The sequence below is a fragment of the Parapedobacter defluvii genome (assembly GCF_014642075.1).
Classification (GTDB): domain Bacteria; phylum Bacteroidota; class Bacteroidia; order Sphingobacteriales; family Sphingobacteriaceae; genus Parapedobacter; species Parapedobacter defluvii.
In genome coordinates this window covers 1-23,572 of the sequence record NZ_BMIK01000025.1, presented here as the reverse complement: position 1 = coordinate 23,572, position 23,572 = coordinate 1, and the positions used below count along the sequence as shown (strand labels likewise).

The following is a 23,572-nucleotide window of genomic DNA, read 5'->3' as shown; positions in this document are numbered from 1 at the left end:
CTATTTCGCCGCATTAATCGCTTCATAAACCGCGTCCTGTATCCTTCCCCGAATATTGAGATTGCCCAACTTGGCGCTCACCGCAGGGTGTACACGATTGGATAAAAAGACATAGGTTAATTGTTCCTTCGGATCAATCCAAATGCATGTGCCCGTATATCCTGTATGCCCAAAGGTAGCGTCAGATGCCAGCCTTGAAGGATAATGTGCAGTAGTATCCGGATCCCACCGGTCGAATCCCAAGCCACGCCTGCTCGTGGCCGATTGCTTGGAAGTGAACAAATCAACGGTCTCTCCCTTAAAATACCGATCTCCCCCATATTCCCCCCGATTGAGTAACAATTGTCCGTAGATAGCCAGGTCATTTGCTGTGGCAAATAGCCCCGCATGGCCGGCTATGCCTCCTGCCATGGCCGCCCCCTGATCGTGCACATATCCTTGTAATAAGGTCTTCCGAAACGTCTTGTCATTCTCAGTGGGTACGATGCGCGCCTTTGGGAAACGTTGCCTGGGAAGATACCCTGCAGTTTGCATGCCCAAGGGGCGGTAAAATTCCTGTTGAACGTAATCCTGGATGGGGATACCCGTTTGGTGCTCAGCTACTTCCTTCATCACATACATACTGATATCGCTGTACACATAGGTCCCGGGTGTATTAAGCTTCGAATACAACATGGTGGGCCACATCACGTCCTGATAATACCCGGTCCGGATGTAGCATCCGTCCGCCACCTTGACTGAGTAAGCCGCTGAGGAGTCGGTGCTGAGATCCGCTGGTTTCAGCTCTCGGTAAAAAGGGATATAGGGAATAAAGCCTGCTTCGTGCAGCATAACATCCCGTAGCTTGGTGCGATTTTTATTGGTGGATTGCGCTTGCAGGAGGTAATAGCCCATTGTACTGTCGAGATTGATGATTCCTCGTTCAACCAGGCGCATGATCGTAGGAGTTGTGGCCGTAATTTTGGTAACCGAAGCCATATCGAAAAGATCGGAAACCCGGGTAGGCGTGCTGCCTGAGTACGTATGATGTCCGTAAGCTTTTTCGAAAATCACCTTCCCTCCTCTTGCAATCAGTATTACGGCGCCCGGGGTCGCACGTTCCCGGATAGCCTCCTCCGCTATTGCGTCGATGTTTGCTTCCAAACGCCTGGCATCAATGCCCATAACTCCTGCATTGGCATACTCCAGGCGGGTTTGTTCTGTGGTAAAACCAGCACCGACCGCATACCGCGCAGAAAAGGATTGGGGCAATCGGGCAGTACAGGCTAAACCACCGAATACAGACATGGCAGCATTACGTGCAGAAAGTTCCGATAACTCAGGGTTCCATAAGATCGGATAGTGCACAAAATCCAGCTCTTGCAGCCTGGTCCCCGCGCCGAAAACCGTTAGAATTAGTTGTTTGCCCACGGCCTGTGTCGAAATAAATTGCAGCAAGCGCTTGTTAGCCAAATCCGCAGACGCTAACCCCACAATGAGCGTGTTATGGAACTTCAGTTGTTCATCCAGGTCGTGATACATATCCGCATTTTCGGGTAGTGCAAAACGGGTTACCGGTGCGTATCGTTCCAACATATCGGCCACTGTTACAAAAGCAGGTACAGTCAGGTTACCCATATACGCGATATCCCGGTTTCCCAAATCCCGCAATGGAATTAGCCGGGTATAGTTGTTCAATAAGACAGTCAGGTTGGGCTGTGGGGCCTGTCGTTGTGCATAAAGAGCTTGGTTACCACAAAGACAAACCAAAAAGGCACCCATCGCCACAAGGATTTTCTTCATATTATACGAATATCGATAATTTGCGCAAAAAACAGGGATCTCTTGCAAATTTTGTGTTCATCGAAAGTGATCCGCTGTTGCTCGCGAAGCGAATCTTTGCGTCCTAAACGTATCCCGCAAAGGCACTAAGTTGCTAAGAAAGCCGGCGTGCGACGCTGCTTTTTTTTTGAGAAAACAGAAAAGTAGTACACGCCAACTTGCATATGAACGCAATTTTATCTTAAGTTTGCGAATCAATTACCTATGGTCCATGTTTAACGTCAACAGTTCGTTCTATAAATTCCTCACAGAGCTGCAAAATAAGTTGGATACCGAATTTAATCTGCACGCCCTGTCAGAAACAGCCTGCTTGTTATCTGCAAATGAAACGCCGGTTAGCATTGTCTACTACCTGTCTGATTCCGACAAACGTATACAGGTGGATACGGACACCCGCTGCATCCATGTTGACGAAGATCTATGGATCACGCGACCAGACCTCCTGCTCAACCGGATTGCCGCATTAGCGGGGAAAGCAAAGCGAATATACGCCCGGGATACCGTAGCGGCCCGCATCGATAAGGGGGTTGCCATGGCTTTCCAACAAGCGCATCACCTACAGGTGGCGCTACCCGGTAAATACCGCTACGGATTATTCCATAAAGGTGATTTAGTGGCAATTGCCGTATTCAGCGGCGGCCGGAAAATGAACAATCAACCGGACGACTACCGATCTTTTGAGCTACTCCGTTTTTGTCACAAACAAGGCGTACAAGTCGTCGGCGGATTCAGCAAACTAATTGACGCCTTCCAACAGGCATTCCACCCGGGGGATATCATGACTTATGCAGATAAAGACTGGTCCGATGGTGATAGTTACCGCAAAATCGGCTTCTCCATCGCCGGTGAAACCGAACCGCAACGGTTTTGGATAAATACCCATACCAAGCAAAGGTACGATGAACATACACTGCCCGAAGAAATCAAAAAGGTGCCCCCTCACGCACGGAAAACACAGGGATATACTCCTATTCAAAACAGCGGTAGCATTAAATTGATCAAGGTATCGCCGTGAAACTGTTGGTGATTCTTGGTCCCACGGCGTCTGGCAAGACGAAATTGGCTATAGAAGTAGCTAAACGCATAAACGGCGCCATCATCAGTGCGGATTCAAGACAGGTATACCGGGATATGGATATTGGCACGGGAAAGGATTTGGATGACTATGGCGATATCCCCCATTTCCTCATTGACATCCGCAATGCCGGGGAAACCTACCACGTGGCCCAATATCAGGACGACTTCCATCAGGCACTCCAAACACTCCAACAGCAGCGCAAGCAACCGATTCTCTGCGGTGGTACGGGCCTGTATATCCAATCCGTATTGCAACCCTTTGAATACAGCTTCGTGCCCGTAGACCCTATCCTTCGGCATACGCTTGACCCACTATCCACGGATACATTGCTGCAAACGTTGCACGCGTTTCCTATCCCTTCCGGGTTCCATGCCGACACCCGTACCAGGAAACGATTGATCCGGGCGATTGAAATCGCCACGTGGTGCCTTCATCATCCCACGCCGGCAAAGTCCCATCCCCGAATAACCGCCCAGTTGTTTGGTGTCAACCCGCCGCTCGAACTACGCAGGCAGCGCATTACCGAACGATTACAACAGCGGCTTGAAAACGGGCTGCTAACCGAAGTTCAAACCCTGTTAGATCGTGGAATCCCTCCGGAAAAATTACTGTACTACGGACTGGAATATAAATATGCCACGCAATACCTACGTGGTGAATTTGATTACGATGTCTTTTTTGCCCGGCTCAACACAGCGATACATCGCTTTGCAAAACGGCAGATGACTTATTTCCGGAAAATGGAGAAAGACGGACTGAAAATCCATTGGCTGCCGTTAAAAACCATACAGGAAATGGCTGATGAGGTGGTCAGGAATTTCAATAAATAGAGGGCGGTGCCCCCTATTTGTGTTGCTTATAATTTTATCTCAACGTCCTTACCGTTGAAAAAATGGAATTCGGTGAGGTAGTACGAAGCAATCGCCTTTACCTTAATCCATCGGCCAAACTTGGTAAACCACTTCACCCGCCGGGAAATAAAGCCAGACGTGATGTAAGCGTAAATATAGGGATGTACACATAAGGTGATATCCTTCTCATTCTGCTCTTGTAGAATAAAGCTCAGGTTATTTTCGATATCATCCATTAATACAATACTCGACCGTATTTCTCCTGTGCCATCGCATGCCGGACATTTTTCGTTGGTCACGATCGACATTTCGGGCCTTACCCGCTGCCGCGTAATCTGAACCAGTCCAAATTTGCTGGGCGGCAAGATCGTATGGCGTGCGCGGTCGGTAGCCATACATTGTTTGAGGTACGCATACAGCTCCTTGCGATTGGCCGGCTTGTGCATATCGATAAAGTCGATGACCACAATCCCTCCCATATCACGCAGCCGCAACTGACGGGCAATCTCTTTAGCTGCCTCCATGTTCACCTGCAACGCATTTTCTTCCTGGTTTTCTTTATTGGCCGTACGGTTTCCACTGTTGACATCAATGACGTGCAGCGCCTCCGTATGCTCAATCACCAGGTAAGCACCTCCATGCAGGTTTACCGTTTTACCAAAAGCAGCTTTAATCTGACGTTCTACCCCGAAGTGCTCAAAAATCGGTTCACGGTGCTTGTAAAGCTTCACTATTTTTTCCAAATCAGGAGAGATCTCCTGCACATAAGACCGTGTCTCTTCGAAGATTGCCTGATCGTTGACATAAATGTGTGAAAACTCATCCGTCAGGATGTCCCGCAAGATGGTCGAAGTTCGGTCCATCTCACCCAGCACTTTCTGTGTGGGTTCGGCCAACCGAAGCCGATTGGTCAGCACCTCCCACTTAGAAATCACATCCAACAGATCCTTTTGCAGTTCAGCAACTCCTTTGCCTTCCGAAACCGTACGGATAATGACTCCGAAATTAGCGGGTTTAATACTCTCTACGATTTTTTTGAGCCGGGTACGTTCCGCATTACCTTTAATACGCTTGGAGATAGATACCGCGCTTGAAAACGGTACTAAGACAACATATCTTCCGGCAATGGATAAATCCGAACTCAACCTCGGACCCTTGGTAGAAATGGGTTCCTTGGCAATCTGGACAGGCAACAGCATATTCCGGGTCAATACCTCAGAAATTTTACCTGCTTTGTTGATGTCCTTTTCTAATTTTAAACTATCGAGCAGCTTTTCCTTGTAACTGCCATTCTTTACCAGCTTGGTAAGCTTGATGAGCGATTGGACTTGGGGACCCAAGTCCAGGTAATGCAGGAACGCATCTTTTGAATATCCAACATCCACAAATGCGGCATTAAGGCCGGGCATGATTTTCTTGATCCTACCCAGGTAGATGTCGCCTACCGCGTAATTGTTGTTTGCCTGTTCCTTATTGAGCTCTACAAGCTGTTTGTCCTGAAGTAAAGCGATAGTAACTCCCTTGTCGGGAGCTGCATCGATGATCAACTCCTTTACCAACAGCTATTTCCTTTTGCAAAACAGGCAACAGCCACGGGACGGCCACCTGCTTTGAATAAAACAATAAAAATACGTTTGAAATGCCCTTTTATTTCTTCTGTTTAACGTTATGAGGCAGAGTTCGATTGTGTGAAAATCACGCTCATTTATATACCTCATTTCAGAAGTGGGCTCCTATCAGTCCACAGAAAAAACTATTTTTTCTTGTGCCTGTTCTTTCTTAAACGTTTTTTACGTTTGTGGGTAGCCATCTTGTGTCTTTTTCTTTTCTTTCCGCTTGGCATAGCTAATTTTTTTAATGAATAAATTAAATGTGATTATTTGCTCAATTCATCTATTTTCCGATTGATAAACTGAGTGAGGGTTGGATCAGCAGCAAGATCCCTGCTTTTTTCAAAGGCAGCAATCGCCTCTTTTTTCAACCCAATATTTTCGTAACTTGTTGCGAGGTAAAAATAAGATTCAGCATCCGGTTCTATCGATACCACGGTTTTAAACCGATCAATAGCCCGATCGAACTGACGTGACTGCATCGAAAACAAGCCCAGCGATTTGTTCGCACCAATGTGAGACGGATTCGCTTCCACCACTTCCCGAAGCAGCGCAATTCCAGCCATTGGGTTATCGGTACCACTCACATAGGCACTGCCTAACCCTGTCTTGGCATCCAGATTGTCTGCATCTAATTCGAGTGCTTTTTGGTAGGCATTGATCGCGTATCCATTCAGCGCTCTCGCCACGGTTGTATCCTGCAAATTGGCATATCCAGCCCGGTACGCATCCCCAGCTTTTAGCCAATAATCAAATTTCGGATCGAGTTTAGCCAATTCCTCATAAACAAACCCCAGCGGGGCTGGTCGGTTTACATCGTCCCACTCCGTTGCAAGCTGCTGCAACAGCTTGATTTTATCCGGTCCCGAAGCGTCTGGCAACTGTGACTCGATCGACGATATTTCCTGAAGGATACTGGCATTGAGCCCTTGTTTAGCCTGTAGCGAAACACTTTCCATGGTCACTCCCGATGATGACGCATCCCCGGAAGCAGAAGCAGCAGCTGTATCATCATTGACCAATCCTTTAATCGGCTGTGCCAATAACAGCCCCATCACAACGACGATGGAGGTAATGGCGACGATTTGTTTGGTCTTTTGCTGCATGACGGTACGCTACATTGCTGTCGTTAAGGCAGAAGCTTATTTATTGCCAGATTTTACTTTTTCAACAAATGTCTTGGCGGGTTTGAAGGTCGGCACGTAGTGTGCGGGAATGATAATTGCCGTGTTTTTTGAGATATTACGAGCGGTCTTTTCAGCTCTTTTTTTCACTACAAAACTACCAAACCCTCTCACGTAGACATTCTCTCCCCCAATCATTGCACCCTTTACTACTTTAAAAAAAGCTTCAACCGTTTCCTGAACATCTACTTTCTCTAACCCAGTTTTGTTAGCGATTTCTGCGATAATTTCTGCCTTAGTCATATCTATATTTTTTGTAATTAATTATTTTTCAAGACATAAGCCTCTCCAATGTTGGGGATGCAAAAGTATTGCTTTAAAACGATATCTTAAAATAAAATTGTTAATTTTTTGTAAACGAGTCCTTTTCCTCATTTTTAGGGGTCAAAAGCGCTACAACGTTTTCGTAGATATTTGTCAAAAAAGTAAGAAGGTTCAGCTCATTTTTGACTAATATTGGAGGATTAAATACGATATAGACCTTATTTAAGTAGTATGGATGGAATACAACAGTTTTCTTTGGCAGGGAAAGTAGTAGTGATTACCGGCGCTACCGGCGTTTTGGGCGAGTCGTTCGCTTTGGCAACCGCAGCGGCGGGAGCCAAGGTAGCGGTGCTCGGGCGCAATAAAGAACGGGCAGACGCACGGGTAGCTGCTATCCGGTCACAGGGTGGAGAAGCCATGGCCGTCATTACCGATGTGCTGAATGAGCAGGCGATCCATCAAGCAAAGGACGAAATTTTGGATGCATGGGGTACGATAGACGGCCTGGTGAATGCAGCGGGAGGCAATATCCCCGGGGCTACCATCGGGCCCGAGCAGAACCTATTCGATAGCAACATCGCGGATACACAAAAGGCGGTAGAGCTCAACCTGTTCGGCACGGTGATTCCCACCCATATTTTTGGCCGGGTCATTGCCGAAAAAGGAAAGGGATCCATTGTAAATATTTCCTCATTGGCCGCACAGCAAGCTATCACACGTGTGATGGGGTACAACCTGGCCAAATGTGCAATCGAAGGTTACACCAAATGGATGGCTGTGGAATTGGCCCAACGGTATGGCGATAAAGTGCGGGTTAATGCCATTGCACCGGGTGTATTTCTTACCGAGCAAAACCGCACCTTGCTTACCAATGCCGATGGGTCTTATACAGACCGCGCCCAACGTTTCGTAAACAATACAGCATACGGTCGACTGGGAAGCCCCGAAGAGCTGACCGGCGCACTGATTTTTCTATTGAGTGACGCTTCCGGTTTTATTTCGGGAGAAACTATTTTGGTAGATGGCGGTTTTAATGCATGGAGCGGAGTGTGATAGAGATAGTGATCGGTCATCGGTAGGGGTGATGAGTGGTCGGTGATCGGTGATGAGTGATCGGTGATGAGTGATCGGTGATGAGTGATCGGTAGACAAAAAAGGTAAGCCAGGAAACAAGCATAACAAGTTAGAACAAAGCTGACAGCCGATAGCTGAAGGCCAATAAAAATACCATGACAAAAAAACTTGAACAAACATGGCGGTGGTACGGTCCCGCAGATGCGGTATCACTGCAAGACATCAAACAAGCCGGAGCAACGGGTATCGTGACGGCTCTTCACCACATTCCACACGGAGCGGTATGGCCGCTGGAAGACATCCAGGAGCGCAAGTCGTTAATTGAAGCGGCGGGACTCACCTGGAGCGTCGTGGAAAGCGTACCGGTGCATGAAGCCATCAAAACCCGTAGGTCAGATGCACAACCTTATCTTGACAATTACCGGCAGAGCCTACGTAATCTGGCGGCAGCGGGAATTAAAACCGTTTGCTACAATTTCATGCCTGTGCTGGACTGGACGCGCACGCAGCTTGATTTAACGATGCAAGACGGTTCAAAGGCGCTGTATTTTAATTGGAATGACCTGGCTGCTTTCGATCTATTTGTCCTACAACGGGAAGGAGCCGCGGCTGATTACCCCGAGACCATACAAGCAGAAGCCAAAGAAAGATTTGAAGCGTATACGCCTGAGCAGATTGAACTGTTAAGCACCAACGTGTTGATGGGCATTCCCGGCGAGCGAAGCATCGAACTGGAAGAGCTTCGGGAAAGTATACGCGAATACGCCGCTATCGGCTTCGACGGACTGCGACAAAACCTGATTTGGTTCCTGTCATCCATTGCAGACGTCTGCGAAGAAAACGGGATCCGGATGACGATCCATCCGGATGACCCTCCCTATCCAATTTTGGGACTACCGCGCATCGCCAGCAACCAGGAAGACCTATCGTATATCATCCGCGAATTGGATAAGCCTTTCAACGGCATCTGCTTTTGCACGGGCTCATTGGGTGCGGGGGTTTCGAATGATATTCCGGCTATTTTCGAGGCGGTGAAGGAACGCGTTTACTTTGTACACCTGCGCAACGTCAGGAAGGACGAGCAGGGTAACTTTTTCGAGGCCGATCACCTGGATGGTGACGTAAATATGTATGCGGTCATGAAAGCACTGATCGCCGAAAACCAGCGTCGGACGGACCCCATACCCTTCCGGCCCGACCACGGCCACCAGATGCTGGATGATCTTGATAAAACGACAGCTCCCGGCTATTCAGCCATCGGCCGCCTGCGGGGATTGGCAGAGCTAAGGGGATTGGAATTGGGAATTCTCGGACAATAATCGAATCAGACATGGCCTACTTTCTTCATGACAACTTTCTATTGCCGTCAGGCACGGCCCAGGTGCTATACCACGATTATGCGAAAGACCTACCCATTATCGACTACCATTCGCATCTCCCGCCCGATGCCGTAGCCAGCAATGCGAACTTCCGGAATATTACCCACATTTGGTTAGCCGGCGATCATTACAAATGGCGTGCGCAGCGCGTACTGGGTATTCCTGAAAAATACATTACAGGCAATGCTGACGATCGTGAAAAGTTTCGGAAATGGGCAGAGGCGGTGCCATATACTCTTCGTAATCCGTTGTATCACTGGACGCATATGGAGTTGAAAAACCCGTTCGGTATCGAAGAATTGCTGGGGCCGGAAAATGCAGATATCCTTTTTGACCAAACCACGGAACAATTACAGGATCCGGCGTTTTCTCCCCAAGGCTTGCTTCGCCATTTCAATGTGGAAATGGTAGGTACAACGGATGATCCGACCGATAGCCTTGACCATCACCATGCAATTGCGGAGTCGGGTGTTGATACGAAGGTACTTCCATCTTTCCGGCCAGACAAAGCTTTTCAGCTAAGCAAAGGTGATCCATACCGACAATATATCCGGCAGTTGGAGGCTAGCAGCGGAACAGCCATTGTGGATCTGGATACGCTATTGGATGCGCTCTCCAATCGCTTCTATTATTTCCACCGCCACGGATGCCGCATTGCCGATCACGGGCTCAGTCATTTGCCCCGGGCAACTTCTTCAGCAGTCTCATTGGATGAAGTATTCAAGCAAGTACTCAGCGGCGACGACCGCCTTGCCACGGAATACGAAGAGGCATTTACCTATGTAGTCCTTACCGAACTGTGCAAACTGTACCACGATAAAGATTGGGTACAGCAATTCCATTTAGGCCCGCTGCGCAACACCAATACCCGTAAGCTGAGCCAGTTGGGGCCAGATACGGGATACGATTCCATTGGTGACTTCCAGCAGGCCGAAGCCATGCAGCGGTTTTTTAACGCCCTGGATATGGAAAACCGCCTTGCCAAGACCGTGGTATATAATCTCAACCCTGCAGACAATGCCGTCTTTGCGGCCATGATGGGAAATTTTCAGGACGAGGGGATAAAAGGTAAGATGCAGTTCGGCTCGGGCTGGTGGTTTTTGGACCAGTTGGATGGCATGACGCAGCAGATGAATACCTTGTCAACTATCGGCCTTATCAGTTGCTTTGTGGGTATGCTGACCGACTCGCGCAGTTTCCTTTCCTATTCACGTCACGAGTATTTCAGGCGACTGCTGTGCAGCCTGTTTGCCGAAGATATCGAAAAAGGACTACTGCCCAACGACATCGGCTGGACCGGGAAAATTATACAGGATATCTCCTATTACAATGCAAAAACGTACTTTGGATGGTAGCGAAATACAAATAGGTTTGTTAGCTTTTTACCACACCGAGGTAAGCAAGACAACAAAACCCGTCAACCTAAGACGGGACTTCCTAATACTTTCTTCTCAAAAACGGAAGGCTATTGATCGATGGACGCTTAAGTAAAATAAGAAATTCGTTATTTTACTTTCGGGCCTAAAAGTAAAATAAGATTTTTTTTGTTTTACTTTGTGGCGATAAGAACGAGTCCATGATAAAACTTGAGGAATACAAAGCAGGACACATTGAAAAGGGTGTCGGGGGATACAGTTATTTCGTGCCATCCATTATAAATGACGAATGGAAGTGGGATAATCCCCTCATCAATGGATTGCTGGAAGAGGCTGCTATTAAATTAGGAGAGCTGAACTCATTTGCAAAGCTCGTGCCTAATATAGACCTATTCATCCATTTGCATGTAACAAAAGAAGCTGTTAAGTCAAGCAGAATAGAAGGGACTCAAACTAACATGGATGAAGCATTGCTTGACGAATCTGAAATCCTGCCCGAAAGAAGGAATGATTGGAAAGAAGTAAATAATTATGTCGGAGCACTGAATTACGCAATAGAGCAACTGGAAAATCTTCCTATTTCGTCAAGACTCATTAGGAAAACACATGCTATATTACTCGACAGCGTGAGGGGGGAACATAAGCAACCGGGAGAATTCCGAACAAGCCAAAACTGGATTGGCGGCACAAGCCCTGCTGATGCGGTATTCGTACCGCCGCACCATCAATATGTGGAAGCATTGATGGGAGATTTGGAAAACTTCCTGCATAACGATGACGTTATCGTCCCTAAGTTGATTCGCATAGGGATAGCGCACTATCAATTTGAGACCATCCATCCATTCCTGGACGGAAACGGAAGGATAGGCAGGTTATTGATTCCGTTGTTCCTGGTCGACGGGAAGGTTTTGGATAAACCCCTGCTTTACCTTTCAAGTTATTTTGAGCGAAATAAGGGGCTGTATTACGACAACCTGACTTTTGTCAGAACCAAGAATGATATGACGCAATGGCTAAAATATTTTCTTGTGGGAATCGCTGAAACTGCTTCAAATGCCGCTAGGACGCTATCGCAAATACTGCAGCTTAAATCTGAAACCGAAAACATGATCAATGAGCGGTTCGGTCGTAAAAGCAATTCGGCAATGACATTGCTCCAATATTTGCTGAAACAACCCGTAATTTTTGTAGAAGATGCAAAGCGGGTTACCGGATTAAGTTACAAAGCTGCCAATAACTTAGTTGCTGATTTTGAGCGCTCAGATATATTGAGAGAGATGACAGGCCAAAGCAGAAATAGGTTTTTTGTGTTTGATCAGTACCTTGGTTTATTCCGTCAGGACTAAAAGAATAATAAAACCCCATCAACCTAATGACGGGGCTCCTTTTTCGGTTAAAAATTACAGCCTCACGGCTATACTCCAAAGGTACGGAATTATCCCGGAAAATAGGGCAAACCTCATCAAACCGACAACAAAACCGACAACATAAAATAAGAAAACCGCCCCTATTTATCAGAAGCGGCTTTTGTTGTAGCCCGTTGGGGAATCGAACCTACTTTCTATCAATCTATTTATCAGTATTTTACAAACTTCCCTTTTTCCAACTCACCGAATCACTCACTGGTTTGACATACGTTTTAGCTGCAATTGCTATAATGCTAAGATACAAAATTTCTGTGATGTAGGAATGAAATATTAACGTTTTGGGTATTGCCGAAGGCGGGGATTTTTAGCACAAAAGTTTAATATAATTACTGCTGTTGAACCTTGCACAAATGTCCAATAGAAACTATTAAACCCCGCTTTTGGCAATACCTTGTTAGCTGATGTTTTTTATTTACAAGCATTTTTAAACTGTAATCCATACTCGTTCACATATAAAATACTTTCAGTTCCTCCAATTTCTAATTCTTGAGTTGGATTTGCCAATTTATATGTGTTTAGAATAGACTCCAAAAACCGTGTTTGTTTAATATTATCATATCCATCTTTCCCTGCTGTTCTGTCAAACATTAGCTCTATCAATCCAAATTTGCTTAAACGCACCATACTTGCTGAAACATCAAATTCGGAATAGCCTTCAATTGTCCATCCCGCATACCATTCTGGCGTTGCATTTGAAAAGAATTTTCCTTGTCCTTTCAACATAATTTTTGGGTTCATTATTTTTTGATATGCATTTGTCTTTGAGAGTTCATCAAACACTTTTGCATCTAATGAATTCATTTGTTTAATAATTTCTACAAATGATGGATGAACAACGTTGTTTTTGTCTGTATTCATAGAGTTAGCGAGTAAATTAACATACATTTCTCTCAATGTTTCATTTTGTGCGGTGTATGTTAACGCTTGCAATAGTGGAACAGCAATTTCAGGGTCAGGTGATTTTCTTTTATCCTCAGGAATTTTGTCAAGTCGTTTCTTTACTTCACTTTCAACATATTCTTCTATTCTTTCCCAACCCCATAACAAACCTCTTAAAGGGGATAGAAGTGCTTTTACAGTCCGTCCAGTAACACTACCAACTTCTTGAAGTGCTGGTTTTGCAACATCTTTATAAATTTCTGGAGTTAAAGCTTTCGCTTCATTCACAATTTCTTTAGAGCTTTCAGGGTCAAATGTCATATGTATGTCGGTTTAAAATATCAGCTAACGTTTTGGCGCTTGGCGCAGTGGCGGATTTCGAAGCACAAAACTGTCAATACACCACAAAAGTTGATGCGGGGTAGAATGTTCAATTAACCACGTCACCCGCCATTGAGCCAAACGCCTGTTAGCTGCTGGCATTTTTTCCAATCTCTCTAACATTCTTGTTTTTTTGGTTTAAATACTCCACTACGATTTTTCCAAATTCTGAATTTCTGTCGTTGATTTGAATGTACATTGTGTCAATTACTCTTGTCAAAGCCATTAATGCCCATGTAGCTGCGTACATACTTTTGCGTTGTTCATTGTTTTGGTTTAAAAATAAATCTTCAATCAAATACTTTTCTGCATCAGGGTCTTCTCGTTTTTGACTAAAAAATTTGTCCAAAGCGAAACAAGCAACAGACCATGCTTCCAACCCACGACATGATTCATAATAGATAACTCGGGATTCATTAGGACTTGGTACTATTAGCTGAGATTTATCTTCAACGGTTCCGTCCCAAAACATAAAATCATTTTTTTCTAATGATTCTATGTGTTTCCATGTACCACGCTTCAAGCGAGGAGCATCTTCTATATTTCCATATTCATTTATTATTGCCGTTTCAATTTGAGGTTCATTTTGACCTGATAAATTTTCTCTTTGTGAATTTGATTCTAATAAAACTAGAAGTCTTTCATATGGCGTGCAACCATTGATTTCACCTTTAAGATTTAGATGATTAAAAATTTCATTTATTTCTTGTTCACTATGGTTTTGTCTAAAATCGAATAAAAGCTCTCCTTCGTCTTCCGACTCTATGGGTTCAAGATTTAAGTCAATTTGAAATTTACTTGCAACATAGTTGCAAAAATCTACTACCGTTTTCTTAACTCGATAAGATTTATTCCTTGTTGCGTGTTTTTTAATACTAAGTTTTTTCGCTTTCGAAACTTCCCAATTACATAATTCTACATGTCGAATAAGTTGTTCTTTGCCACCGTTGGCAACAACGATATTGTTACTTCCATATATGGATATTAATATTTCCTTTTCTAGCCTGTGGCAATCTTGTGCTTCATCAATAAATAAGGTTCTCTTTCTTCTGTGTCCACCAACCCGCCTATTTTTGAATTCAATAAAACCTTTTTCGGTTATAGTTTTTTTGCCATCTTTCTCACCTTCATATTTTTTACTTAACCCTATTGCAACGTCAAGAAGTTCATGTTTGTCTTCAATGTTATACTTTTCATAAAACTGTTGAGGGTTTTCAATTTGTAATAAAGTGTTTTCAAGTACACCGTAATAATCAGCTAAGAAAACTTCATTTGCTTCTATATTTCCTAATATTTGCTTCTTATGATTAAAGAAGTCTATTGTAGCTTTTTTAAGCTCCGCAGAGTTGGAAATGTTTCGCTTTTGGAGAAAGTTGATAAAGTCAATTCCTACTTCTTTTGTTCCAACGTCAAATGTTTTATGGTTTTGAATAATTGATTTTATTGAGTTTAAATCAATTTTCTGTTTGCTGAATTCGGGACTAACAATGTTATAATAAATTTCATGCATTCTTGTTTTGAGAACTTCTAAAAGCTTTTCTATTCTATCAGCGTTAAGCACATGAAGGACACCTAAGGATTTACTAAGCCTGTAAAAGAAAGCATGAAGTGTCAATACAGAACCTTCTCCTGGCTTGACATCACTATTATTGTTAAGTTTTGCGTTTACATATGATTTAACAGTTTTGGCAATATCAAAAATCAAAAGTTTATTGTAAGTCAAATACAAAGTGTTTTGACCATTACTAATACATTTCATTGTAAGCAAAAGCAATTCACTTGACTTTCCCGTTCCTGCTTTTCCATTGATTATGACAAGATTTTTGTTTAGCTCTTCAAAAATCACTTTTGAACTAGATAGTTGTTTTCCTATTCGTTCTACTTTCTTTTTTGTCAGATAACCAATTTCACTGTCTTTTGATGCTTGATTTGTTATTCTTTCAATATCAAAGGGCAGATTTTGATAGCCAAACTCGTTCTTCCAATCTTTATATGCGATGAAAATGTCAGAACTATTTTGAGAAAAGTATTTGTGAATTGAATTGAAGTCGAATGTTTCAGAAACTAAATACGAATTGAGAACAAAATCACCTTTACCTTGAATAAAGATTAGTGGTTGTACATATAAGTCATCCTTTTTATAGCCGCATTTGTTTGATAAATAGCTAATAAGACTAAATCTCATTGAATTTATTTCCGATGAATAATCAATATATTCTTCATTGGCTACAACCTGATTATTGTCATCAATTGAAATAGTGTCGTCTTGAAATTTAGTTACAAATTTTATCGGTATAATCTGATTATGGAAATAGATTGCTCTGTCCTTAGTCCTTTTTGGCTTATAGTAATTTTTGTCTTTTGGTGCAATTGCTATAATAAGAATTAGGTCAATGTTGGTTTCAACTGAAACTGAAACGGGAAAATTATTGAATAAAAATATTTTGGCTTCAGAGCAATTTTTACCAATCGTATTTTTTAGACTTTCTTCAAAAATCTGATAGTCAAAAAAATCACTTTTACCGTTAATTGGGATTATTTCTATGCTCATGGTTGTCGTTCTTTATGCTTACAGCTAACTCTCAAATATACGCAATAATCTTCTTTACACAAAAAAACCAATAATTCTCTGTTTTGCCATAAATATTTGTTTGTAAGGGGCTTCACTTTATGGTTGTGCGATTTTATCCACTGCGCATTTTGTATAACTTTCTTAGATTTGCTTTATTAGGTAATACAAAATGCGCAGTATGAAAGCTATTGATTTTTCCGGTTTTGCTTTCCGGGAAGGTAGGCATAATGATTCGGCGGTCATTTGGGTGGATTTCAAATACGACCGGGCAAAGATTGATTTGGTCAAATCGCTGAAAGGCAGGTGGAGCAGGTCTAAGAAGTGCTGGTATGTGCCGGACAATACCCATTTCCGCACACTGTTTGGGATGGAAATACCACCGGTTGGCAAAGGGGTATTGTCCAAATTATCACCTTTGAATGCTCGGGAGTTGCAACGCATGAAAGAGGTATTGCAGATGAAAGCCTATAGTCCATCCACCATAAAGACATACATGATCGAATTTGCACAGCTACTGTATATTTTGAAAGATGTGCCCGTTGATTCGCTGGGCTACGACCGTCTCCGTGCTTACATTCTTTATTGCATCAATACATTGAAGATTTCGGAAAGCCAGTTGCACAGCAGGCTCAACGCCATCAAATTCTATTTTGAACAGGTGCTCCATAAACCGGGCTTCTTTGCCGAAATCCCACGGCCGAAGAAGCCATCCACTTTGCCAAAGGTGTTGAGCCAAAAGGAAGTAAAACGGATATTCGACGCGGTACGAAACCGAAAACATTTGCTGATGCTGCAACTGTGCTACGGAATGGGGCTGCGAGTAAGTGAGGTTGTCAATCTGAAATTGAGCGACATCGACAGTGGACGGATGCAGGTACTCATCGAAGCGGGCAAAGGAAAGAAAGACCGGTATGTACCGCTACCGACCGCAGTGCTGGATTTGCTACGGGAGTATTATAAAGCGTATCGCCCTAAAACTTACCTTTTTGAAGGTCAGTACGGAGGGCGGTATTCCGTCCGCAGTGTCCAAGCGGTGTTCAAGAATGCGATGAAGGCCGCAAAGGTAAACAAGCCGATAGGGATACACGGTTTGCGGCATAGTTACGCCACACATTTACTGGAATACGGCACGGACATGTTATTCATACAGCAGCTACTTGGTCACAATGACATTAAGACCACGATGCTTTATGCAAAAGTCGGCAATGCGCAACTGAATGCAATCAAAAGTCCGTTGGACAGGATTTTGTGACTACAGATTTAAGGATTATCACAATGGGACTAAATTACTTCAAAAGCAGAAAGCGCTTCGATTTTTGCCCACATCCGTTTGATGTTGGCAACATACTTGGTTTGAAAAGAGGGTATGGTAACAACCATTTTTTGCTCAAAATATATGGGTTGGACAAAGCCGAGTTTGAGGAATATTACACCTACCACCTGAATTATTTCCTGTCCAAGGGGCAGGGAGCCGAAAAGGAGTTCCTTTCCTATGTGTGGTACATCGTGCAGAAACGGATTGAACATTTCGAGCGGAAAGACCCGTTCTCATCCGAGCACCCCCGACATCAGTCAAACATCGGGAAACTTACCGAATTCCAGCGATACCTCGGCACCCGAGATAAATGGAATGTCCGGCCTAACGATGTGCTGGTGAAAGAAAAAGACGGAAAGATAGCTGAACTCCAAGCCCGTATACAGGATTTGGAAGAACGGGTGCAGGAACTTTCCAAATACGGGGTTTCACAGAAAGTGTACGTGGAGGACGGTTACCTGCCCACGCTCATCGACCTCATCCAGCAACTGCGCGAAGCGGAACTGCCCAATGGGAGGAAGTTGCTCAAAAGCGACCACCACAGCCCGTATTACAAGCTGATAGCGAAATACTTCAACCACGGTGGCAAGGAAATCCCATTGGATACGGCGCGCAACTATTTCGTAGGCAAAGGCGAAGCCCCGATAAAGGGTTCGCAGGTTCCCGATGACAGAAAGCTGTTCCACATCGTTCCCGCAGACCAAGCCTGACCCCGACCCGTTCAATCCCCGAACATGACCATGCCGCTCCGGTTGGTCATCCATATCCCTGTTTTATCCCCCAACTTTGCCCCAACAGAACGGGTGCCGCCCGATGGAAACACCGGATACCGCCCTGTTTGGTAGCAGAGCCTAACCGTGCTGTTCGCACGTTCCGCCAAATTGCCATTCCCCGATGGGAATGGAGCAAGCGGAAGTTGGGCATAGCCCTACTTGCTTGCCCCCACGCTATCGCCATGGGGGTTTCGGGTATCCTCCGGGGATACCCCAATACGCTGGCACAGCCCCAGCATAAGGTTTTGGTATACTTGGCCGTATACCGGGCGCCCTGTAAAGCGCGTAAACCAATATCCCGCTATCGGGATATACGGATGTGGAAATATAATGATAGGGATATGGAAATAGACATCGTCACAAGGGAAGACCTCCGGCAGTTCAAACGGGAAATGCTGGATGAGTTCAAACAAATCATCGGAAACAGGGAAAAAGACAATCTTGGCAGGGAATGGCTGAAAAGCGCTGAAGTACGCAAGCTGCTGGGCGTATCGCCCGGAACGTTGCAGAACCTCCGTGCGGGCGGCACGTTGCCGTACCGCAAGGTGGGCGGCAGCATGTACTACCACAGGGAGGACATCAGGAAAATGATGGAAGGGGGCAATGACAATGGGTGAACGGATGGAAATACCCAAGCACGCATTCAGCGAATTCTTTGAACGGATAGGCGATGACGGTCGGTTGCTGCCCACGCACATCGGGTTGGTAGCTGCATTGTTCTACCACCACGATTGCGGCAACCCGAACAACCATTTCCACGCCAGCCGCAGGAAGCTCATGCGCTTCTCGCGGATACGCTCCATCGCCACCTACCACAAGTGCTTGTCGGAATTGGTGGCCTACGGTTATGTGGAGTACCGCCCTTCGTGGCATCCGGCCAAGGGCAGCAGGTTCAGGTTTATTGGTGGTGGTAAGGGAGGTACCAATGGTTAGGCAGGACGAGAACAAGAAATCCGTCCGTTTCCCCGAAGCGGTGGACGATCGGCTCACGTTGCTTGCGCGGAAGCTTGGCCGCACCAAGCGGGAACTGTTCATGCAGATGGTCGATTATTTCTACAAAAGCAAGAAAGACCCCGCCGACCTGAACGATGAGGTGCTGAAAAAGGAATTGTCGAACGGCATCAGCCGCATCCTTTCGTTCATCCGCAAACAGGAGGGCGACCTGCTGGTACCGATGTATTCGGCTATGGAGGAACTGATGGCCATTGCCAAAACGCAAAGCCCGCTTTTGAAAAGCATCGGCAAAGGGCAGTCGGAGGCAACCATCATGGGCAGGGAAACCATCGGCTACCTGAAACTGGTGGACGGCACGCTGAAAAAGATACTTGGCAACATGCGGGAAAGGGAAACATTGAAGTCCAGGTTCCGGCAGGTGCTGGATTACTACATTACCCAAAGGGAAGCCCTCGGTTGGCCTGTGTCGGCGGCCAAAAAGGAGGAACTGGCCAAGCACGCACGGCAATCACTGGATAATCTATAACATAGGATTATGTATATCAACATCACCAAATCGGAAACGGGCGACAACAAGGGCAGCAGCGGTGCGCTGGTGCATTACCTCGAAAAGGAAAACCGGACGCAGCCGGAAAAAGGGATGGAAAACAAACCGGAGCGTTGGTTCAACGGAACGGCCAGCGACATTAAACCCCACGAGGTGCGGATGGGCATCGACCGCAACGTGGCCAAGCTGGGCAGGGAAGACAGTAAGTTTTTCCTCATCAACATCAGCCCCAGCCAAAAGGAACTGACGCATCTCGTATCGCAATACGGCGAGGACGGGGCAAGGGAAAAACTAAAGGAATTTGCCATGAGTGTAATGGACGAATACGCCCGTAACTTCAAACGCCCCGGCATAGACAGCCACCGGGATTTGCTTTGGTTCGGCAAGCTGGAAAATTACCGCTATTACAGCCACAACGACAGGGAGGTAAAGAGCGGGCAAAAGCGGAAAGGCGAACGCAAGGAGGGGCGGCAGATGCACGTCCAAATCATCGTGAGCCGCAAGGACATCACCAATAAAATCAAGCTAAGCCCACAGAACACCTCACGTGGCAAAAATAAGGCGCACTCGCAGAAGCTGGGGCAGTTCGACCGCACGGCGTTCAAGCAATCGGGTGAAACGCTGTTCGATGAACTGTTCGACTTCGAGCGCAACCTGAAAGACAGCCTGCAATATGCCAATACGATGAGGAACGGCACGGCACAGCAGAAAGCGCAGATGCACACGCTCATGGAATTGACGGAGCGGCATCCGCAGGGTCAGCCGTTGGCAATGGAGCTGGCACACGATTTTGCCCAAGGCATGTTCGAAAGCGTGGGCGATATGCTGACCACCACGGGCAGTATGGCTGCCGACCTATTGGGATTACTGATGGCTCCGGTGGAGGGAGCGGGTGAGCAGCAAAGCCCCATCGAGGAGGAGGAGAAGCGGCGCAAACGGAAAAAGAAAGCGCAGTCACGGGGTATCAGGCGGTGAATTTTACGGGTGGTTCAGGGCATCCGGCCTTTGCACCGCCCGGCCAAAATTACCCTCGGCGTGGGAAAGGTCAAGGGTATATAAACGCCGCTGCCCGCAGGCCTTTGCCCTCCGGCGCCCTTGACCCGATTCCCCCGCCTTGCGTTCGGTGGCCTAAGCGGTGAAAATGCCCTGGTGTGTGCAGATTTAAAAACAAGGCTACTGAAATGAACCGATACGAGCCGATAAGAACCAATAGTGAGCCGATGACTATAACAGTGTATAATAAGACCCCGGGCCGATTCCGTGTCTTTCTATAAGTTTTGCCGACAAAAGGCTGTCCAACATCCTTTTCACTGTTGCACTTGAAACACCAAGTTTTTTCGCCATGTCGCTGGTTTTTATACCCGGATTTGCCTCAATTATGGTCAACAAATGTCTTTCCCTTTGTGAAATGGCCTGTTGTACTCCATGGGTTTCGAGTTTCAGCATCAACGACTCCTGAACATTCTTCAAACTCGTCAGAAAAAACATAACCCACGGCGTGATATCCTCTCCCGGCCTTTGGGATTGGCAAGTCCTTAAAACCCTGTAATACTCATTTTTTTGACTCTCGATTTCGTGTTCAAAACTTACATATCGTATCCATTTATACCCATATTTGCGTAAAAGCAGCGTAGCAAGCAAGCGGCTTAACCTCCCGTTTCCATCCTGAAAGGGATGGATAGATACGAAATCATAGCAAAAAAGCGCACACTTAACCAAAGGATGTGTATCCTTGTCGGCATCATGCCACGTTATTAGTTCACGCATCGCGTCTTCTGTGGGAAATCCCGGCGCGGTGGTTTGAAATATTATCTGTGTTGTTCCGTCAGGCATATTCGCTTCAACAGCATTGGAGTGCTGCTTATAGTCTCCCCTATGCCATCTATCTTTTTCACTATATTTCAAAAGCAAATTATGCAGGTTTTTTAAACCGTTTTCAGTCACAGGAATTTCTTCAAAATTTTCATCGATGACGTCCAAGGCCTCATAATATCCGACGACTTCTTGCTCATCCCGCTCTTGAAGTTTTGAGATGTCCATGTTCTTAAGAAGAATATCGACTTCTTCATCCGTTAGTTTGGAGCCCTCAATACGGGTTGAAGCCCCGACACTTCTAACCGTAGCGATTGATTTAAGCTCTTTAAGGCTTTGCCCCTCTCTCCGTTCAATGGCTTTCCAAGAGGCATCGAACCTATCAATTTCACTGATAAGGCCTATCAGTTTCCAGTTGATATCAAGAAATTCAGTATGTACACTTACTTTGCTCATGACACAAATTTATAAAAAAGAACTTAATAGTGAGCCGATATGAGCTAATAAGAACCGTTAATGAGCCGATAATGAAATGTTTGTACGGAATCCTAACTTTTCTTTTAGTTTTTCCATATCGCTGCTAATCCGCGTGTCCAGCAGCTTGGCATAGTGCTGGGTGGTCTTGATGTTGGTATGCCCCAGCATTTTTGATACCGTTTCTATCGGCACGTTGTTGGCCAGTGTCACCGTGGTGGCGAATGTGTGCCGCGCCATGTGGAATGTCAGCTTTTTAGTAATACAGCACAGGTCGGCAATCTCTTTCAGGTAGCTGTTCATCTTTTGGTTGCTCAATACCGGAAGTACCATCCCCTTTGCTACGCATGGGGGATAGTCCGCATAGCGTCCGATGATTTCCAAGGCTTGCGGAAGCAGCGGGATGTTGGAGGAAGTTTCCGTTTTCTCCCGGCTGGTCAACACCCACAATCTGCCGTCAATACCCTTGGCGATGCCCGTCTTTTGCAGTTTCCGCACATCGGCGTATGACAGCCCCGTATAGCAGCAGAACACGAAGATGTCGCGCACATGAGAGAGCCTTGTTATGGAAAATTCCTTTTGGGCTATCCTGTCCAGTTCATCGGGCGTGAGAAATTCCTTTTCCCTTGGCTTGGCCTTCGTTTTGTAGAACACAAAGGGGTTTTCCGTAATCCATCGGTGTGCAAGACACTGGTTTATGATTTTACGCAGGTGTTTCATGTACTTGGCCGCCGACACCGCACTGCATTCCATGTCAGAGCGGAGGAAAAACTCATAACCTGTGATGAACGCATGGTCGATGTGCCGGATCTCGATGTCCGTTTCACCATGGCATTTTTCCAGATAGGAGGTCAGGTGTGCAACAGAAGTGTTGTAGCCTTTCAGCGTGTTGGGTTTGAAACCTTTCCCAAGCAACGCTTCCATCTTCCGGTTGTGTTCGGTAAACGTTTCCATCAAATACTGCCGTTGCACGTCCTTGCCGAGGTATTTCAGTTTCAGCGATTCGGCGGTGATTTCCGTGCCGTCCTTTACGAGTTGCAGGTGGGCATCGGCCACCTTTCGCTCCAGCGTGTCGAGGTAGGCATTCAGGCCACGGATGTCCTCCTTGGTGCCCTTGGCACGGTTGGCCTTGGCGTTCCACCGTACGGGGTCACACTCACGGCCGGTGGACACTTCCTTGGGGTCACCGGCCACGGTGATACGCATGTAGATGGGTTTCATACCACCCACATAGTTTTTTGGTTTCTTCAAGTAGAAGAGCAAGGAATAATTTGTACTCATGATAATACATCATTTATGGTGAAACAAAACCGAGTCCCGACTTTCGGGACGAGCTCTGCATCGCCGTTAAAAAGCAATTTTTTACCGATGCAAATTAGCCTTGCAGCCTATGGTAGTCAAGATGTTTAGTTGTTGAACAGGTTGTCATTCAACAACTTAATGTGCTTTCAGTGAGTAGCGGTAGGTCAGGGATTGACTCACTGAATTACTCACTGTTTTTATGCGAATAATTGAATGAATCAGGATGCCGTAAAAAACAAAAAGCCTGCAAACGTTTAATTTGCAGGCTTTTGTATGTTTTGACTTCAAGATGTGTAGGGGGAACTTTACAAATGTCGAACTTTTTAGAGGATTACGAAGCGACACTAAATGTCAAGAACCGCTTCTAAGGTTAAAACAGGGGGCGACAGGACAGAGTAATCGCTAATGATCTTTTAAATCTGGTGTGCGGTTACGTTTCGAACGTTTGTTCTTTGTTCTATCGCAAGATAGGCGATTAGGTAAGCCAGAGTGCTCTCGG

20 protein-coding genes are annotated in these 23,572 nt (G+C 45.7%); 12 read left to right on the top strand and 8 right to left on the bottom strand.

Annotated elements, in window-relative coordinates; translation table 11 throughout:
- On the bottom strand, positions 1-1,782 hold the full coding sequence (locus tag IEX60_RS22180; protein WP_188753589.1) for a serine hydrolase domain-containing protein: 1,782 nt from the start codon (positions 1,780-1,782) through the stop codon (positions 1-3).
- Positions 1,783-2,032: 250 nt separating this feature from the next.
- Here IEX60_RS22180 and IEX60_RS22175 point away from each other — a divergent pair, with 250 nt between their 5' ends.
- A complete protein-coding gene (locus IEX60_RS22175; RefSeq protein ID WP_188753588.1) occupies positions 2,033-2,836 on the top strand; it encodes a hypothetical protein in 804 nt (267 codons plus the stop codon).
- Entirely contained in the window at positions 2,833-3,729 is an 897-nt protein-coding gene (gene miaA, locus IEX60_RS22170; RefSeq protein WP_229717717.1) for a tRNA (adenosine(37)-N6)-dimethylallyltransferase MiaA, read from the top strand. The genes IEX60_RS22175 and miaA overlap by 4 nt, the downstream gene beginning before the upstream one ends.
- A 26-nt stretch (positions 3,730-3,755) precedes the next feature.
- On the opposite strand, the gene IEX60_RS22165 is transcribed toward miaA, so the two are convergent.
- From IEX60_RS22165 to IEX60_RS22155, 3 genes are all read right to left on the bottom strand, one after another.
- Positions 3,756-5,309, bottom strand: coding sequence for an Rne/Rng family ribonuclease (locus IEX60_RS22165; protein ID WP_188753587.1), 1,554 nt, complete (start codon positions 5,307-5,309; stop codon positions 3,756-3,758).
- A gap of 317 nt (positions 5,310-5,626) precedes the next feature.
- Positions 5,627-6,466, bottom strand: coding sequence for a tetratricopeptide repeat protein (locus IEX60_RS22160; RefSeq protein ID WP_188753586.1), 840 nt, complete (start codon positions 6,464-6,466; stop codon positions 5,627-5,629).
- 36 nt (positions 6,467-6,502) lie between these two features.
- The gene (locus IEX60_RS22155; RefSeq protein ID WP_188753585.1) at positions 6,503-6,787 is read right to left on the bottom strand and encodes an HU family DNA-binding protein; all 285 of its coding nucleotides are present in this window, start codon (positions 6,785-6,787) and stop codon (positions 6,503-6,505) included.
- A 252-nt stretch (positions 6,788-7,039) separates the two neighbouring features.
- On the opposite strand from IEX60_RS22155, the gene IEX60_RS22150 reads away from it, so the two are divergent.
- From IEX60_RS22150 to IEX60_RS22135, 4 genes are all read left to right on the top strand, one after another.
- The gene (locus tag IEX60_RS22150) at positions 7,040-7,861 is read left to right on the top strand and encodes an SDR family oxidoreductase (RefSeq protein ID WP_188753584.1); all 822 of its coding nucleotides are present in this window, start codon (positions 7,040-7,042) and stop codon (positions 7,859-7,861) included.
- A gap of 176 nt (positions 7,862-8,037) precedes the next feature.
- Positions 8,038-9,201 carry a mannonate dehydratase gene (uxuA, locus tag IEX60_RS22145; protein WP_188753583.1) on the top strand — a complete coding sequence of 388 codons (1,164 nt, stop codon included), beginning with the start codon at positions 8,038-8,040 and terminating at the stop codon, positions 9,199-9,201.
- 11 nt (positions 9,202-9,212) lie between these two features.
- Positions 9,213-10,616 (top strand): glucuronate isomerase, encoded by a 1,404-nt coding sequence (gene uxaC / locus IEX60_RS22140; protein WP_188753582.1) that lies wholly within the window; start codon positions 9,213-9,215, stop codon positions 10,614-10,616.
- Positions 10,617-10,837: 221 nt separating this feature from the next.
- On the top strand, positions 10,838-11,983 hold the full coding sequence (locus IEX60_RS22135) for a Fic family protein (RefSeq protein ID WP_229717716.1): 1,146 nt from the start codon (positions 10,838-10,840) through the stop codon (positions 11,981-11,983).
- 489 nt (positions 11,984-12,472) lie between these two features.
- Here the strand turns inward: IEX60_RS22135 and IEX60_RS22130 are convergent, their stop codons facing one another.
- A complete protein-coding gene (locus IEX60_RS22130) occupies positions 12,473-13,264 on the bottom strand; it encodes a DUF4393 domain-containing protein (RefSeq protein ID WP_188753581.1) in 792 nt (263 codons plus the stop codon).
- 148 nt (positions 13,265-13,412) lie between these two features.
- Complete coding sequence (locus IEX60_RS24915) at positions 13,413-15,875, bottom strand: AAA family ATPase (protein WP_229717715.1); 2,463 nt, start codon at positions 15,873-15,875, stop codon at positions 13,413-13,415.
- A gap of 199 nt (positions 15,876-16,074) precedes the next feature.
- Here IEX60_RS24915 and IEX60_RS22120 point away from each other — a divergent pair, with 199 nt between their 5' ends.
- From IEX60_RS22120 to IEX60_RS22095, 6 genes are all read left to right on the top strand, one after another.
- A complete protein-coding gene (locus tag IEX60_RS22120; RefSeq protein WP_188753580.1) occupies positions 16,075-17,148 on the top strand; it encodes a tyrosine-type recombinase/integrase in 1,074 nt (357 codons plus the stop codon).
- A 23-nt stretch (positions 17,149-17,171) separates the two neighbouring features.
- Positions 17,172-17,921 carry a hypothetical protein gene (locus IEX60_RS22115; RefSeq protein WP_188753579.1) on the top strand — a complete coding sequence of 250 codons (750 nt, stop codon included), beginning with the start codon at positions 17,172-17,174 and terminating at the stop codon, positions 17,919-17,921.
- Between the two features lie 404 nt (positions 17,922-18,325).
- Complete coding sequence (locus IEX60_RS22110) at positions 18,326-18,601, top strand: helix-turn-helix domain-containing protein (protein WP_188753620.1); 276 nt, start codon at positions 18,326-18,328, stop codon at positions 18,599-18,601.
- Between the two features lie 4 nt (positions 18,602-18,605).
- Entirely contained in the window at positions 18,606-18,917 is a 312-nt protein-coding gene (locus IEX60_RS22105; RefSeq protein ID WP_229717714.1) for a hypothetical protein, read from the top strand.
- Positions 18,910-19,464 (top strand): BfmA/BtgA family mobilization protein, encoded by a 555-nt coding sequence (locus IEX60_RS22100; protein WP_188753578.1) that lies wholly within the window; start codon positions 18,910-18,912, stop codon positions 19,462-19,464. The genes IEX60_RS22105 and IEX60_RS22100 overlap by 8 nt, the downstream gene beginning before the upstream one ends.
- A gap of 9 nt (positions 19,465-19,473) precedes the next feature.
- Positions 19,474-20,460 (top strand): DUF5712 family protein, encoded by a 987-nt coding sequence (locus tag IEX60_RS22095; RefSeq protein ID WP_188753577.1) that lies wholly within the window; start codon positions 19,474-19,476, stop codon positions 20,458-20,460.
- 249 nt (positions 20,461-20,709) lie between these two features.
- Here IEX60_RS22095 and IEX60_RS22090 read toward each other — a convergent pair whose 3' ends face one another.
- On the bottom strand, positions 20,710-21,753 hold the full coding sequence (locus IEX60_RS22090) for a Fic family protein (RefSeq protein ID WP_013663624.1): 1,044 nt from the start codon (positions 21,751-21,753) through the stop codon (positions 20,710-20,712).
- Positions 21,754-21,810: 57 nt separating this feature from the next.
- The gene (locus IEX60_RS22085) at positions 21,811-23,052 is read right to left on the bottom strand and encodes a site-specific integrase (RefSeq protein WP_188753576.1); all 1,242 of its coding nucleotides are present in this window, start codon (positions 23,050-23,052) and stop codon (positions 21,811-21,813) included.
- Positions 23,053-23,572: the final 520 nt, after the last annotated feature.

Bases quoted from the DNA above. Each gene is read 5' to 3' on its own strand.
- IEX60_RS24915 (WP_229717715.1), bottom strand. From the start codon at position 15,875: ATGAGCATAGAAATAATCCCAATTAACGGTAAAAGTGATTTTTTTGAC.
- IEX60_RS22160 (WP_188753586.1), bottom strand. From the start codon at position 6,466: ATGCAGCAAAAGACCAAACAAATCGTCGCCATTACCTCCATCGTCGTT.
- IEX60_RS22155 (WP_188753585.1), bottom strand. From the start codon at position 6,787: ATGACTAAGGCAGAAATTATCGCAGAAATCGCTAACAAAACTGGGTTA.
- IEX60_RS22135 (WP_229717716.1), top strand. From the start codon at position 10,838: ATGATAAAACTTGAGGAATACAAAGCAGGACACATTGAAAAGGGTGTC.
- IEX60_RS22100 (WP_188753578.1), top strand. From the start codon at position 18,910: ATGGTTAGGCAGGACGAGAACAAGAAATCCGTCCGTTTCCCCGAAGCG.
- IEX60_RS22175 (WP_188753588.1), top strand. From the start codon at position 2,033: ATGTTTAACGTCAACAGTTCGTTCTATAAATTCCTCACAGAGCTGCAA.
- uxaC (WP_188753582.1), top strand. From the start codon at position 9,213: ATGGCCTACTTTCTTCATGACAACTTTCTATTGCCGTCAGGCACGGCC.
- IEX60_RS22085 (WP_188753576.1), bottom strand. From the start codon at position 23,052: ATGAGTACAAATTATTCCTTGCTCTTCTACTTGAAGAAACCAAAAAAC.
- IEX60_RS22180 (WP_188753589.1), bottom strand. From the start codon at position 1,782: ATGAAGAAAATCCTTGTGGCGATGGGTGCCTTTTTGGTTTGTCTTTGT.
- IEX60_RS22130 (WP_188753581.1), bottom strand. From the start codon at position 13,264: ATGACATTTGACCCTGAAAGCTCTAAAGAAATTGTGAATGAAGCGAAA.
- IEX60_RS22105 (WP_229717714.1), top strand. From the start codon at position 18,606: ATGGAAATACCCAAGCACGCATTCAGCGAATTCTTTGAACGGATAGGC.
- IEX60_RS22110 (WP_188753620.1), top strand. From the start codon at position 18,326: ATGGAAATAGACATCGTCACAAGGGAAGACCTCCGGCAGTTCAAACGG.
- IEX60_RS22150 (WP_188753584.1), top strand. From the start codon at position 7,040: ATGGATGGAATACAACAGTTTTCTTTGGCAGGGAAAGTAGTAGTGATT.
- IEX60_RS22120 (WP_188753580.1), top strand. From the start codon at position 16,075: ATGAAAGCTATTGATTTTTCCGGTTTTGCTTTCCGGGAAGGTAGGCAT.
- uxuA (WP_188753583.1), top strand. From the start codon at position 8,038: ATGACAAAAAAACTTGAACAAACATGGCGGTGGTACGGTCCCGCAGAT.
- IEX60_RS22115 (WP_188753579.1), top strand. From the start codon at position 17,172: ATGGGACTAAATTACTTCAAAAGCAGAAAGCGCTTCGATTTTTGCCCA.
- IEX60_RS22090 (WP_013663624.1), bottom strand. From the start codon at position 21,753: ATGAGCAAAGTAAGTGTACATACTGAATTTCTTGATATCAACTGGAAA.
- IEX60_RS22095 (WP_188753577.1), top strand. From the start codon at position 19,474: ATGTATATCAACATCACCAAATCGGAAACGGGCGACAACAAGGGCAGC.